Consider the following 15910-nt stretch of genomic DNA (forward strand, 5'->3'; position numbering starts at 1 on the left):
TAAGTATTTAGTGTTAAAAAATATTTAAGTTTTTCGTTTTTTATTTACAATAATATTTTGTTATATTTAACTTTTAATCAAATTCATAAGCATGAATAATGACGAGCCTACCTACAATGATTTACTTGATCTGATAAGAAATAAGGATCTAGAAATAAATAGGCTATTAAAAAAGGAGCAATCTTTCTTAAACTTTGATTTTTACCAAAAAGGATCTCAAGATTTAGTTTGCATCGCTGGCTTTGATGGGTTTATTAAAGAGACCAATCTCGCTTTTCTAAAAACCTTAGGTTATAGCTTAGAGGAATTACTATCTAATCCTCTTCAGAACTTTATTCATCCTGATGATCGCTATAAGACAAATGAAGAATTGGTGTTATTATCAAAGTTTCAATCTTCGATTTACTTTGAAAATCGCTATATAAAAAAGAATGGAGATATTGTTACGATAGAATGGACAATCACTTTGTCTCCCACACAGGAATTTGTTTATGGAATAGGTAAAGATATTTCGGAAATTAAAAAGAGTCAACTGCACCTACTTTCAAATCAAAAATTACTTAGTGATGCTCAAAAAATTGCTAAAATAGGCAGTTGGGAACTAGACATGCAAGATCAAAAAATGATTTGGTCTCAAGAGTTATATGTACTCTATGAAATAGAAACATTCTCCGATCAAAACCTCTTTGAAGAATTTACAAGTATTTATTCAGAACAAAACAAAAAATATTTTTTTAATAAAATTGAGCAATCACTCATTAATAAACTACCATTTGAAGTAGAGAAAAAGGTCACTTTGTCAAATGGTAATAAAAAATGGTTTCGTTCAATCGTTACTCCATTAATTGATAAAGAAGGATTCGTTATAGCCTTACGAGGAAATACACAAGATATTACAGAGAAAAAAAGCGCTCAAAAAGCGCTTAAAAGTCAGGAAAAGGCTTTAACCGACTTTAAACTGAAATTATTTGAGCAAGAAAGCAATGCAAAGTTTAAGAATTACATTGCTAATGCTCCTGATGGAGTTTTTGTAATCGACAATGAAAGAAATTATTTAGAAGTCAATGAAGCTGCCATTCAATTGACGGGTTATTCTAAAGAAGAACTATTGAAAATGAAATTTGGGGAACTTTCTTTTAGTAATGATCTTGATCATTCAATTGCTAAATTCCAGTTGTTAAAGAAAACGGGAATGATGAAAGGCGAAGAAAGAATTCGTCGTAAAAATGGGGAACAAATATGGTGTTTTCTTGATGTTGTAAAACTTTCTGAAACATTATATCTTGGTTTTTTTAAAAATATTACAGAAAAGAAAAATACAGAGAAAAAGATTGAGCAAAATGAAAAAAGATTTCGTGCTCTAGTAGAATATAATGATGGGATTATTGCCATATTAGATAAAGATCTCAATACTATTTTTAGAAGTTCTTCGTCAGAGCGAATTACAGGATATTCAGATGGCGAATTTAAAATAATCAAAAATTCAGACTACTTTCATCCCGATTACTTAGATTATGTCAAAAAAAATATAGAGAAATCTCTTGAAAATCCCGGAATACCAATACCAATACTTGTTCAAATTAAACATAAAAATGGACATTATATTTGGTTACAAGGAGTTTTGAATAATAGAATTTTAGATCCTAATGTTGGTGGCATCATTTTGAATTTAAAAGAGGTAACAGAAGCTAAAATTGCTCATGACACTATTGTAAGTGAAAAAGAAAAATTTGATAAAATTGCTGCAACTTCGCCGGGTTTAATATATTCGATGCGACAAACCGTAGATGGAGCTTTACATTATTCTTATGCTAGTAATGCAATACAAGATATATATGGTTTTTCGTTTGAAGAAATTAAAAATGATGCCAATAAAATATTTAAACTCATACATCCACTTGATTATGAAAAAGTAGTTTCAAGTATAAAAGAAACTAAATTAAAATTAGTTCCATTAAAATGTGAATACCGTTATTTTCATCCACAAAAAGGTTTAGTTTGGCACGATGTCAATTCTTTGCCTGTTGTTGAGCCAGAAGGTACCGTAATTTGTCACGGTATTGTCACAGATATAACTCAGAGAATTTCTACAAAGCAAAAAATAATCAAGGCCAATAGACTTTATTCCTTTATAAGTCAGATGAATCAAATGATTGTTAGAACAGTAGATCAAGAAACGCTATTTAGAGAAGCCTGTAAGATTGCTGTAGCATTAGGCAAGTTTAAAATGGTTTGGATTGGACTTTTAGATGAAACAAATCATCAAATCGTTCCTGTAAGAATGGAAGGAATTGATAATGATTATTTTTCTAAAATAAAAACAATCTCTATAGAAGATGGACCTTTAGGGAGAGGACCTGCAGGTCGTTCTATCAGAGAAAATCAATATATTGTATGTAATGATATTGAAAACGACCCCATGATGTTGCCCTGGAAAGAACATGCATTATTGTGTGGTTATAATTCTTTAATGTCGGTACCAATAAAAAAGTTTGGTAAAACAATTGGAGCTTTTTCTTTTTATGCAGATGAGAAAAACTTTTTTGACGCAGAACAAATTCAACTTTTAGTAGGTGCTACCAGCGATGTTGCTTTTGCGTTAGAAATTTTTGAAAAAGAATTATTAAGAAAAAAAGCAGAAGAGGAAGTTTTAGAAAGCGAAAAAAGATACCACACGCTAACAGTAGTTTCTCAAGTTGGAATATTTAGAACTGATTTAGCCGGAGCTACAACTTATGTTAATCCTTACTGGTGTCAAGTTTCTGGTTTGTCCTATGAGGAAGCCATAGGAAAGGATTGGTTTAAGGCGGTTCATATAGAAGATAGAGCTTCATTGATTGAAGGATGGAAAAATGCTTCCAGTAATCAAGAATTATCTTTATCAGAATTTCGTTTTGTTCGTCCCGACGGATCCATTGCTTGGGTTATTGGTAAAGCCATGCCAGAACGAAATCTTAAAAATAAAATTATAGGATATATAGGTACCGTGACTGATATTACGGAGCGTAAGCTTGCCGAAGAGGCTATTTTAGAAGAAAAACAGCTCTCGGAAATGATAATTAATAATCTTCCAGGCATTTTTTATCTCTATGATGAAAAAGGAATTATTAGTAGATGGAACAAAAATTTCGAAACAGTTTCAGGATACAACACGGAGGAAATTGCTAAGATGAAACCAGTTGATTTTTATGATATAGACTTTAAGGATAAAATACAAAGTAGAATAAAATCATTGTTTGAGAAAAATTCACCTGGAATAGAAATTGAACTTTTTACCAAAGATAAAAGTAAGATTCCATTTTATATTAATTCCCATTGTCTAGAATACAAAGGGAAAAAGAGAATTTTAGGAATGGGATTAGACCTTTCTGATATTAAAAAGGCAGAACAAAAAATAAAAATTGCTAACGAAAGATATGAAATGATATCGGCCGCTACAAACGATGCCGTTTTTGAAGTTGACTTGATAACGGGTGAAAGTTGGAATAACAAAAGATTTGTAGAACTTTTGGGTTTTGGTAGTACCAACCGTACAGGTGTTAATAACAGTGTAATTTGGCGTTCAAGAGTGCATCCCGATGATCGAGAAAGAGTAACCAAAAAAATGGATGATTCGTATGCAAGCGACGTAAGTTTATGGTCTGATGAATTTCGTTTTCAAAAAGCAGATGGCACTTATGGAATTTTTTATGACAGAGGAATTATATCCAGAGATGAGGAAGGTAGAGCAATTAGGCTAAATGGAGCCATGATTGAAGTCACAGAATTAAAAAATATTAAAGAGCAACTTATTAGTAGTGAAGATAAATATCGAAGTTTGGTCGAGCAAGCCTCTGATGCTATTTTTATTAATGATATTTCGGGTGATTTATTAGAAGTAAATGATAGTGCATGCCAAATGTTGGGATATACCAATCAGGAACTTTGCTGTAAAAATATAAAAGAATTATACACTAATAAAGAAATTAAAGCGAGACCCATACTATTTGAGGAATTATTAAATGGAAAAAGAACTTTACTAGAACGCACTATGCTGCGTAAAGATGGAACTCTAATTGATGTAGAAATTACAGCCAAAATGATTGCTGATGGCCGAATAGTAGCTATTGTTCGTAATATTACCGAACGCAAAAAAATAAATGATGACTTCAAGAAAATGAATAAAAAAATGGAAGCCATTCTTGGTGCTATTCCTGATTTATTGTTTGAAGTAGATTTGAATGGTGAAATTTACAATTATCATTCCCGTCGTAATGATTTATTAGCAATGCCAGCACAATTTTTCTTGGGAAAGAAATTTACAGATATACTTCCTTTAGATGCAGCTAATATATGTTTATCGGCTATTAATGAAGCTTATGAAAAAGGCTTTTCAGCAGGAAAACAATATACACTACAACTTAAAAGCGGTCTGCATTGGTTTGAACTTTCTGTCGCTCCAATGAAAGAAAATTTTAATGATGAAACCCATTTTATATGTTTATGTCGTGATATAACAACGGCCAAAGAATCAGATTCTGCACTTTTTAAAAGTGAAGAGCGTTACAGAGGTTTACTTAATAATCTCGATGCCGGTATTGTGGTTCATGCAGCTGATACTTCTGTTGTGGTTGCCAATAAAAAAGCAGCAGAATTATTAGGATTAAGGGATGATCAAATCATAGGTATTTCAGCTTTTGATTCTACTTGGAAATTTCTAAATGAAGATAAGACGGTTATGGAGTTAGATAATTTCCCTGTAAGCCAAATTATTAGAAATAAAGAACCTCTAAAAAATTTCACATTAGGAGTTACTCGTTCCAATACTCAAGATCTAATTTGGTTGTTAGTCAACGGATATCCTGATGTAGATCATTACGGAAACATCATCGAAATTGTAGTTAGTTTTTTAGACATTACCGAACAAAAAGTGTTGGAAATGGAGTTGCTTAATGCTAAAGAATTAGCAGAATCTGCCAATAAAGCGAAGAGTGATTTCTTAGCCAACATGAGTCATGAAATTAGAACTCCATTAAATGGTATTATTGGTTTTACCCATTTATTGGTTAAATCTGATCTCAAGAAAAATCAGGCAGAATATATGAATACTGTCAATGAATCTGCTATATCGCTAATGGAAATTGTCAATGATGTTTTGGATTTTTCTAAAATTGAGTCTGGCAAATTAGAACTTAATATAGAAAAAGTAAATCTCAATAAATTAGCCACTCAAATTATTAATTTATTTAAATTTCAAGCCAATCAGAAAAGAGTTGCTTTGATTTTAAGTATTGATAAAACTATTCCAAACTATATTCTAGCCGATTCCATTCGATTAAAACAAATATTAGTCAATTTATTGAGTAACGCAATTAAGTTTACCAGTTTTGGAGAAATTCATCTTGATATTAATGAAATTCCTTCGGATGAAAAAAAATACACTACTATTAAATTTTCTGTAAAAGATACTGGTGTCGGAATCAAAATGGCTAATAATGAGAAGATATTTCAATCTTTTGTTCAAGAGGATAACTCAACCAATCGTAAATTTGGTGGCACCGGATTAGGTTTGGCTATTTCAAATCAGCTAGCGGGTTTGATGGATAGTAAATTACAGTTAATTAGTAAATACGGAGATGGAAGTGATTTTTTCTTTATTGTTAAATTTAAAAAAGTAAAAAATAAAGACACCTCACAATTAATGCCAAAACTAGTACCAATTATTAGTGATGAGCCTACAACAATTCTTGATGGTATCAAAGTATTGATAGTAGAGGATAATAAGATCAACATGCTTTTGGCAAAAACATTAGTAAAACGAATTATTTCTAACTGTACTATTTTTGAGGCATATGATGGTAACGAAGCAGTTGAAATTTATAAAAAAGAGAAACCCGATGTTATTTTAATGGATATTCAGATGCCCAATAAAAATGGATATGAAGCAACACAAGAAATTAGAGAATTAAAAGATTCTGAAAATATTCCTATAATTGCAATTACGGCAGGAATTTTAGTTGGAGATAAAGAAAAGTGTCTTGTTGCGGGAATGAATGATTATTTACCCAAACCAATCATCAAATTAGATTTAGAAAAAGTTTTATGCAAATGGCTAAAAAAATCCTGATTTCTCCTATAAAACAATTGAATTAATCTAGAAAATAATTATTCAAAATGAATATCTTTTAGTACCCAATTCCAACGAAAATTTTTAATGATTTTATCAAAAGAAAAAGCCTGTACTATAATACAGGCTTTACTTTTATACAAGAATTTCAAGTTTATGAAGCTAGAATGTTTAATTCAACCATACAAGCTTTCATCATCTGATACGTTCTTTCGATATCATTATCTAAACCTATAGAAAAACGAATTAAACCATCTGTCAATCCCATTTCTATTTGTTCTTCCATTGGAATTTCGCTCGATGTTGAGGTTCCTGGAGCACTAAATAGTGTTTTATAAAATCCTAAACTCACAGCTAAATAGCCCAAGTTTTTAGACTGCATTAATTCCATTAACGCATTGGCTTTTGCCAAAGTGCCTACATCTAGTGTCATCATTCCTCCAAAACCATATTCTGGATTAATCATCGTCTTGTAGATTTTATGACTCGGATGACTTTCTAAACCTGGATAAACAGTTATTAATCCGTCTTTTTCAAAACGTTCTGCAAGATACATGGCATTATGGCTGTGTTGTTTCATACGAATGTGTAGCGTACGCAAATTTTTCATTACACTCGCCGAACGCATACTATCCATTGTTGGCCCAAGCAACATACTAGCACCACTATTTACATTTTTTAAACTATTAATAAATTCAGTAGAGGCACACGTTACTCCGCCTACCGTATCACTACTTCCGTTAATGTATTTTGTTAAGCTATGAATCACAATATCAGCGCCTAATTTTGCTGGAGAAACGGATAGTGGTGAAAAAGTATTATCAACTACAAGCGTTAAATTATGACGTTTTGCAATTTTAGATAAACCTTCAATATCTGCTACTTCAAGCAAGGGATTACTCACAGTTTCACAATACAAAACTTTAGTATTTGAAGTGATCGCATTCTCTACAACGTCAAGTTTTGTAATATCTACAAATGCCGTTGTAATGCCTAATCTTGGAGCAAAATTTTTCAAAAACGCATACGTTCCTCCATAAATAGTCCTGCTTGAAACAATATGATCACCCGTTCCGCATAATTGTAATAGAGTAGGAGTAATAGCTCCCATTCCTGATGCCGATACATTAGCCGATTGAGTTCCTTCCATCGCTGCCAAAGCTTTGTCTAAATACAAATTACTAGGCGAAGAATGGCGAGAATATAAGTAGCATCCTTCCATATTTCCTTCAAAGGTGTCGAACATGGTTTTCGCCGAAAGGAAAGTGTATGTAGAGGAATCAGAAATCGATGGATTTACACCACCAAATTCTCCAAAGTATTGTAAATCTTGAATGTTGTCTGCGGGGTTAAAGTTTTTCATATCTATTTTTTTAGGAGCTATTTCCTGCTATTCGCTATATCTTTTAGTCGCTATCGCTCCTAAAAGGATGCCGCTTCTATCAGGGCTAGGTTTTTAGTTGTTAATAAGTGAATTCAAAATAACATGATTTCAGTTTATTAATCAATGCTATAGTTTTATATTAGATTTTAAAACTATCAAATGATGTAATTGTAAATTAATTATCTAAATTAGCTTTCAAAATAAGATTATTATAGATTTTATTTCAATTCAAATTCTAAAAAATGACATTAGACGCAACCGATAAAAAATTACTCTTCCTATTGCAATCAGATTGTAAGAAAACAACCAAAGAGCTTTCTCTTAAATTAAATCTCTCCGTAACTGCAGTTTATGAACGCATCAAAAAACTAGAAAGAGAAGGGATTATCGACAAATATGTGGTGCTTGTTAATCGTTCTAAAGTCGAAAAAGGGTTTGTTGTTTTTTGCCATCTAAAACTAATACAGCATACAAAAGAATTTATTTCAAAGTTTGAAAGTGAAGTAATACAACTCAAGGAAGTTTTAGAGTGCCATCATGTAAGTGGTGATTATGATTATATTCTGAAAATTGTTGTCAAAGATATGGAGGCGTATCGAGAATTCTTAGTCACAAAACTCACTACTTTAGAGCACATAGGAAGTACACACAGTACCTTTATGATTAATGAAGTTAAAAACACGACAATAGTTGCTCTTTAAAGCATATTAAAGAATAGCCGGTTTTTTTTTACCGCTTAATATTTTTTTTGATTTTAGTACATTTTGGAATTCTTATTAACGATAATTCAATTTGTATTGTATTGTGTTATAACCATTTGTTAATGAATGCATTTTCTTAGCAAAAAACCTTGCTAATTAAACTTTAAACAAAACTTAATTCCTTAATTTTGTGCAACATTTTATAAAAACACACTAAAATAAATTACTATGAGTTCATTTGACGTAGTCATTATAGGTTCAGGACCTGGAGGATATGTATCAGCAATTCGTTGTGCACAACTGGGTTTTAAAACAGCAATTATCGAAAAATATTCTACTTTAGGTGGAACCTGTCTAAATGTAGGTTGTATTCCTTCTAAAGCTTTGCTTGCTTCTTCTCATCATTATAGTGAAATTTCACATTTTGCAGAGCACGGAATCGAAGTTTCGGGAGAAGTAAAAGTGAATTTAGAAAAAATGATTGCACGCAAACAAGCTGTTGTTGACCAAACTTCTGGTGGTGTGAAATTTTTGATGGACAAAAATAAAATTACAGTTCTTGAAGGTTTAGGTTCATTTGTAGATGCTACGCATGTTGCGGTTGCTAAAGCGGATGGAACTTCTGAAACTATCGAGGCTAAAAATATAATTATTGCTACTGGTTCTAAACCATCTTCTTTACCATTTATCAAATTAGATAAAGAAAGAATCATCACTTCTACAGAAGCGTTAAAACTGAAAGAAGTTCCTAAACATCTAGTTATTATTGGTGGTGGAGTAATTGGTATCGAGTTAGGTCAAGTATATTTACGTTTAGGAGCGCAAGTTTCTGTAGTAGAATATTTGGATAGAATCATTCCTGGAATGGATGCTTCATTGTCTAAAGAATTGACTAAAGTATTAAAAAAACAAGGAATGAAATTCTACGTTTCGCACAAAGTGAAATCAGTAGAAAGAAATGGAGAAGGAGTTGTTGTTCAAGCAGAAAATGCTAAAGGAGAAACAATTACTTTAGAAGGAGATTACTCTTTAGTTTCTGTAGGTCGTCGTCCTTACACAGAAGGTTTGAATGCAGACAAAGCTGGAGTGAAAATTTCTGACAGAGGAATGGTTGAAGTAAACGATCATTTGCAAACTAATGTTCCTAATATCTATGCTATTGGTGATGTTGTTCGTGGAGCAATGTTGGCACACAAAGCGGAAGAAGAAGGAACTATGGTTGCTGAAATTTTAGCTGGTCAAAAACCACATATCGATTATAACTTAATTCCTGGTGTTGTTTACACTTGGCCAGAAGTGGCTGCAGTAGGACAAACAGAGGAGCAATTAAAAGCTGCTGGAGTAGATTATAAATCAGGAAGTTTCCCTTTCAAAGCTTTAGGTCGTGCGAGAGCAGGAGGAGATTTAGACGGATTCGTAAAAATTCTTGCTGATGCAAAAACAGATGAGGTTCTTGGCGTTCACATGATTGGTGCTCGTTGCGCTGATTTAATTGCTGAAGCAGTTACAGCAATGGAATTTAAAGCATCTGCTGAAGATATTTCTAGAATGTCACATGCACATCCTACCTTTGCGGAAGCTATTAAAGAAGCTGCATTAGCGGCTACAGATAATAGAGCATTGCACGTTTAGAAAATTATTTATAAAATAGTAAATCCCAAATTCCAGAGTTTAAGATGGAATTTGGGATTTTTTTATTGTATTACTTAGCTTTCAGATAAATAATTAAAAACAGCTTTTACACAAATAAGTATCAAGTTTACAGTTCAAATTATTTGTAATTTTTTTTTGTTTTCAATAAAATAGTAAATCCCAAATTCCAGAGTTTAAGATGGAATTTGGGATTTTTTTTATTTTAGATTTTAGTGAGGTTTATTTCAAACTTCCTACCATGTCTTCAGGTTTTACCCAAGCATCAAAATCTTCTGCGGTTACATATCCTAAACGAACGGCTTCGTCTTTTAAAGTGGTACCGTTTTTATGTGCTGTTTGCGCAATTTCAGCCGATTTGTAATAACCAATTTTAGTATTTAAAGCTGTAACTAACATTAATGAGTTGTCAACTAATTCTTTGATGCGTTTGTAATTTGGTTCGATACCTTGAGCACAATGTTCATCAAAAGAAAGACAAGCGTCACCTAATAAACGAGCCGATTGCAAAAAGTTAGCTGCCATTAAGGGTTTGAAAACATTTAATTCATATTGCCCTTGCATTCCACCAACAGTAATAGCAACGTCATTCCCCATCACTTGAGCGCAAACCATAGTTAACGCTTCACATTGTGTTGGATTTACTTTTCCTGGCATGATCGATGATCCCGGTTCGTTTTCTGGAATAATGATTTCTCCAATTCCTGAACGTGGTCCAGAAGCTAACATACGAACGTCATTAGCAATCTTATTTAAAGAAACTGCTAATTGTTTTAAAGCTCCGTGAGATTCTACAATAGCGTCATGTGCTGCTAATGCTTCAAATTTATTTTCAGCAGTAACAAACGGATGTCCTGTAAATTCTGCAATATATTGAGCAACTTTTACGTCATATCCTTCTGGTGTATTTAATCCAGTTCCTACTGCAGTTCCTCCTAAAGCTACTTCTGATAAGTGAGCCAATGTATTTTTAACTGCTTTTAAACCGTAGTTTAATTGCGCTACATATCCTGAAATTTCTTGTCCTAATGTTAGTGGAGTAGCATCCATTAAATGCGTACGTCCAATTTTAACCACATTTTTGAATTCAATTGCTTTAGCGTGCAATGTATCTCTTAGTTTTTCAACTCCTGGAATGGTAACTTCTACCACTGCTTTGTAAGCTGCGATGTGCATTCCTGTTGGAAAAGTATCATTAGAAGATTGTGATTTGTTTACATCGTCATTCGCTTTGATGAATTGTTCTCCTTCACCAATATTAAAACCTTTAAGTACTTGTGCACGATTTGCAACAACTTCATTTACGTTCATGTTACTTTGCGTACCAGAACCCGTTTGCCAAATTACCAATGGAAATTCATCATCAAGTTTTCCAGCTAATATTTCATCACAAACAGCAGCTATTGCATCTCTTTTTTCTGTAGGCAAAACTCCTAAATCACAATTAGCGTAAGCAGCCGCTTTTTTTAGATAAGCAAAACCTTCAATAATTTCTTTAGGCATAGATGCCGATGGACCTATTTTAAAGTTATTACGAGAACGTTCAGTTTGTGCACCCCAATATTTTTCTGCAGGAACCTGCACTTCACCCATGGTGTCTTTTTCTATTCTAAATTTCATGTTGTTAGTATTTATAAATATGTAGTTTACTAGATTTTTAGCCCCGATGGAAACGGAAATCCTTTACTTTTTTTCTTAAAAAAGAAAAGATTGGAGAGCACAGCGGGAATAGCTCCAAATTCTGAGTTCAAAAATACGGATAATTCCTTTTTTATAAAAATTCATTAGTAGTTTTTATACTTTTTTATTGGTATGAAAAGGAATTAGACTTACATTTGTGGCTACATTCAAAAATTCCGGAAAACATGTTTGAATTTTCACAGTATTTAGGCTTTTTACTTTTCTTAACCGTTCTTACTATAGGATTCTGGTTAATGTTTTTTTTAGTTAGTTTCGTATCCTATTGGGTAGGTGGTGCAACTTGGGAAGCATACAAAGAGAAAAGAGATAAAAAGAAGCAAGAACAACAATCAGTTTAAAACTCTTTGTTAAATAAAAAAAGGACTCATTTACATGGGCCCTTTTTTTTGTGCTTATTTGTTTTTATATTATAAAAAAAGGACCCCATTTCTGGAGTCCTTATTTATTTTATCCTTGAAAGTCACCTTCACTATCATTTTGATTTTGTTTAGGTCTTTCTCTTTCATTTTTAGGCTTGTTAAAGCGGTATGTAAATGATAAAGTAAACTGTCTTTGTCTGTATTGCATTTCGCTGTATGAATTTACAACACCTGCTAAATAATTTTCAGTAATTCTTTTTCTAGAATTAAATACATCACTTACGTTAAATGCAAGAGTTCCTTTTTCCTTCAAGATGTCTTTGCTAAAGGCTAAGTTCGCTCCAAATACACCTAAACTTTTACCTTGAGCGCTTGTTTGTGGTGCGTTATAACTTGCATTTGTTTGCCAATCAATTTTGTAAGGCAAGGTTATTTTTGATGTTATTCTTGAAGACCAAGAAGTAGCAATATTTCCAAAGTCTTGAATCACTAAGTTACTGTTAAAATCAGTATAGGAGAAATCTCCTTGTGTTTCTGTTCTGTAGAAATTGAAATTCCCATTTAATTTCCACCATTTATAAGGAGAATAATTCAAAGTAAATTCAAATCCTGTTCTGTATTCTGTTGCTATATTGATAGGTGAGCTAATTAATACTGGCGTTCCGTTAACGAAAGCACCTGATTCTCTTCGTGCAAATTGAAATGAATCCGAAGTTTTGTTAACATACAAAGAAGTATTAAAGGTCAATTTGTCCCATCTTTTGATAAAACCTAAATCAATTGCATCAGAGAACGCAGGATTTAAATCAGGGTTTCCAACAAAAATGTTGATGTTACTAGATAAATTACTAAAGGGATTTAAAAAACGCCCTCTAGGTCTTTGTATTCTGCGACTATAGCTTACAGAAGCACTACTTTTGTCTGATATTTCATAAGTGAAAAAGGCACTTGGAAAAAAGTTGTTGTACTTTTTAGTATTATAATTATTGGTGCCTAATAAATTGATTTCAATATTTGAATCTTCAAAACGAAGTCCAAAAAGAGCAGAAAATTTATCAATTTTTAACCCATATTGTGTATAAAGAGCATTTACTTTCTCTTTATATTCTAGTGAATTAGTAAAGTTGTTGTTAATTACGCCATCATTTTCTACTTCGTAATCAGTAAGTAATTTTGAAAAATCACCACGATATCCTGCTTCAAATTGACTTCCTTTTCCAAAAGGTAAAACATAATCCATTTGAATTAAATTTCTACCTTGTGTCTGATTATTTATTGTATTGTCAAATTTAACAATATTTGTGTTGGTTGCTTTGTCAGTAATTATAGCATCGTTCAGATCATCACTTGTAGAAAACGAACCGTCAATTGTTAATTTATGGCCGTCTCTTTTGAATTTTTTAATAAAATTTGTTGTAAATTCTACGCTTTCACTATCGCTAATTTCTCCATTGATTCTATTGCGAGTGTAATCATAATTAAAACCGGAGTCGTAATAATTTTGAAGAACATCATCAACATTATCCCCTTTACTTTTTCTATAATTTATAGCGTTTGTCCATGAAGTTGATTTATTTAAATATAATTCGATACCAAAATTACCATTATACCCTTTGTTATTTCTTTTATTGTCTCTGTTCTCGTAGATATAATTACGGGTAGTATTGTCTGGATTTAAATATTCTGAATTAGTGAATGAGTTTCCCGGACTGTTGCGATTGTTATATCCTTGAGTGGTAAAAAGGTTGAAATTTTTTGATTTATAATTTATATTTCCGCTCAAACCATAAGTTTCTGGATATCCAGTAGAAGCTATAAATGTTCCGTTTAAACCTTGGTTTTTTCCTTTTTTCAAGATGATATTTAATAAACCTCCACCACCTTCAGCATCATATCTTGCAGAAGGATTTGTTATTACTTCTACTTTTTCGATAGCATCTGCTGGAATCAAACGCAATGCTTCGGCTATATTAATCGCATTTGATGGTTTCCCGTCAATAAGTACTCTAACATTATCATTGCCACGAAGACTTACATTTCCTTCTACATCGACAGAAACAGATGGAATATTGTCTAAAACATCACTTACTGTTCCACCTTTTACCATAAGGTCACTTCCTACATTGTAAACTTTCTTGTCTAATTTAATTTCAACAGTTGTTTTTTCGGTACGAATAACAACCTCGTTTAATTGGTTTACATCTTCTTCTAAACTAATTAAACCTAGACTGCTAGTTGTATTTAAAGCCTTTTGTTTAATTTCTTTAATCTTGAAAGATATGAACTCAATTTTTATATCATAAATACCTGGTTTAATTTCGATATCAAATTCTCCTTTGGGATTGGTAATACCACCAGCAATTGCTTTGGGATTGTTTGCAGCAAAAAAAGTTATGGTTGCGTATTCAAGCGGTTGATTACTTGTTTTTTCAACTACTTTACCTGAAATTTTTATTTTTGCAACTGGAGATTCCTGAGCAAAACTGAAAATGGTTGTTAGAAAGAGAACAAGAATTAAAACAGATTTTATTTTTTTCATTTTTAAAAACATTGGTTATATACTATTAGACTATAAAAATTGATTTTGGTTTAAAACCAGAATTCATAAATATATGTTAATTAAAGTGTGCTCAGAATATTAAATAAAACCTTCTAGTTTTTCTAAATCTCTTGCTATTATTGCTTTATTATCTTTGATTACAATAGGTCTTTCAATCAAAATAGGGTGAGTTATCATGGCTGTAATTATTTCTTGATCACTCATTTTGTGGTCTTTAAATTGATCTATCCATATTTGTTCTTTTTTTCGAACTAAATCAATTGGATTAATATTTAGTTTTTCGATGATACTTGATAATTCGTCAAAGGATGGAGGGTTTATTAAGTAATTAATGATTTCAAAATCTTTTTTTGAATGTTGCAATTCTAGTAAACAATTTCTAGATTTTCCACAACGTGAATTATGGTATATTTGTATCATATTTATTATAATTAGTTTGTAAAAGTTGTCAATTTTATTTTTATCTCGCAAAAATAAGATTTGTTTAGCTGATTACACATTAAATTAAACAAAAATTTATGTTTATAGAACAAGGAGTTAAACCAGAAAATCACTTTTGGAAGTATATTTTGGGATCGTTGGCTATTATATTTGCTTCATTCGTTGGGCAAATTATATTTGCAGCAGCAATATTGTATGATTCGTTTTCAAGTAAAAAGTTGTATCCAACCACAAATGATGCAGTAATGAGTTACTTTGATTCCAATCTAACCTTGTTGTTAGTTTTGTTTTCTTTTGTTTTTACAATGTTAGCAGTTTATGGTGTTGTGCATTTGATACACAAACAAACTATTCTTTCCGTTACAACTTCTAGAAATAAAGTAGATTGGAAACGTATTATATTTTCCTTTTCTCTATGGTCTGCTTTTACTATTATTACTACTTTGTTGTCTTATTTTTACGATCCTACTAACTTTATATTTAATTTTAAACCCATTCCATTTGCAATTTTAGCAGTAATAGCCATACTTCTTGTTCCGATACAAACAAGTTGTGAGGAATATATTTTTAGAGGTTATTTAATGCAAGGTTTTGCCAATTTGGCTAAAAACAAGTGGTTTCCGCTGTTATTAACGTCTTTGATTTTTGGAAGTTTGCATTATTTTAATCCTGAAGTAGCTAAAGTGGGTCCAATAATCATGGTCTATTATATAGGAACCGGATTTTTTTTAGGAATAATTACATTAATGGATGAAGGGATGGAACTTGCTTTAGGATTTCATGCTGCTAATAATTTGATTGGTGCATTGCTCGTAACTGCAGATTGGACTGCTTTACAGACACATTCAATTTTTAAAGATATTTCTGAACCATCGGCAGGATATGAGGTTTTTTTTCCTGTTTTAGTTATTTTCCCTTTACTTTTATTTATTTTTAGTAAAAAATACAATTGGAACAATTGGAAAGAAAAATTAACTGGAAAAATTTAACCTTTTCGATAATTAAATA

9 protein-coding genes are annotated in these 15910 nt (G+C 31.7%); 5 read left to right on the forward strand and 4 right to left on the reverse strand.

Features of this window, described 5'->3' with window-relative positions:
* Positions 1-91: 91 nt before the first annotated feature.
* Positions 92-6106, forward strand: a complete 6015-nt coding sequence (locus J3S90_RS10685) for a PAS domain S-box protein (protein WP_210646199.1) — start codon at positions 92-94, stop codon at positions 6104-6106.
* A 154-nt stretch (positions 6107-6260) separates the two neighbouring features.
* On the opposite strand, the gene J3S90_RS10690 is transcribed toward J3S90_RS10685, so the two are convergent.
* Entirely contained in the window at positions 6261-7469 is a 1209-nt protein-coding gene (locus tag J3S90_RS10690; protein ID WP_188051708.1) for an aminotransferase class I/II-fold pyridoxal phosphate-dependent enzyme, read from the reverse strand.
* A 263-nt stretch (positions 7470-7732) separates the two neighbouring features.
* Here J3S90_RS10690 and J3S90_RS10695 point away from each other — a divergent pair, with 263 nt between their 5' ends.
* On the forward strand, positions 7733-8191 hold the full coding sequence (locus J3S90_RS10695; protein ID WP_210646200.1) for an Lrp/AsnC family transcriptional regulator: 459 nt from the start codon (positions 7733-7735) through the stop codon (positions 8189-8191).
* Positions 8192-8419: 228 nt separating this feature from the next.
* Entirely contained in the window at positions 8420-9823 is a 1404-nt protein-coding gene (lpdA, locus tag J3S90_RS10700) for a dihydrolipoyl dehydrogenase (protein WP_210646201.1), read from the forward strand.
* A gap of 240 nt (positions 9824-10063) precedes the next feature.
* Here the strand turns inward: lpdA and fumC are convergent, their stop codons facing one another.
* Positions 10064-11461: a class II fumarate hydratase gene (gene fumC / locus J3S90_RS10705; protein WP_210646202.1), complete on the reverse strand. Its 1398-nt coding sequence runs from the start codon at positions 11459-11461 to the stop codon at positions 10064-10066.
* Positions 11462-11706: 245 nt separating this feature from the next.
* On the opposite strand from fumC, the gene J3S90_RS10710 reads away from it, so the two are divergent.
* On the forward strand, positions 11707-11880 hold the full coding sequence (locus tag J3S90_RS10710) for a hypothetical protein (RefSeq protein ID WP_188050294.1): 174 nt from the start codon (positions 11707-11709) through the stop codon (positions 11878-11880).
* Between the two features lie 109 nt (positions 11881-11989).
* On the opposite strand, the gene J3S90_RS10715 is transcribed toward J3S90_RS10710, so the two are convergent.
* Both J3S90_RS10715 and J3S90_RS10720 read right to left on the reverse strand, forming a co-directional pair.
* Positions 11990-14440, reverse strand: a complete 2451-nt coding sequence (locus J3S90_RS10715; RefSeq protein ID WP_210646203.1) for an outer membrane beta-barrel family protein — start codon at positions 14438-14440, stop codon at positions 11990-11992.
* A 99-nt stretch (positions 14441-14539) separates the two neighbouring features.
* Positions 14540-14881: an ArsC/Spx/MgsR family protein gene (locus tag J3S90_RS10720; protein ID WP_210646204.1), complete on the reverse strand. Its 342-nt coding sequence runs from the start codon at positions 14879-14881 to the stop codon at positions 14540-14542.
* Between the two features lie 98 nt (positions 14882-14979).
* Here J3S90_RS10720 and J3S90_RS10725 point away from each other — a divergent pair, with 98 nt between their 5' ends.
* Positions 14980-15891, forward strand: coding sequence for a CPBP family intramembrane glutamic endopeptidase (locus J3S90_RS10725; RefSeq protein ID WP_210646205.1), 912 nt, complete (start codon positions 14980-14982; stop codon positions 15889-15891).
* Positions 15892-15910 lie beyond the last annotated feature (19 nt).

The organism is Flavobacterium flabelliforme (genome assembly GCF_017948675.1).
Lineage (GTDB): Bacteria > Bacteroidota > Bacteroidia > Flavobacteriales > Flavobacteriaceae > Flavobacterium > Flavobacterium pygoscelis.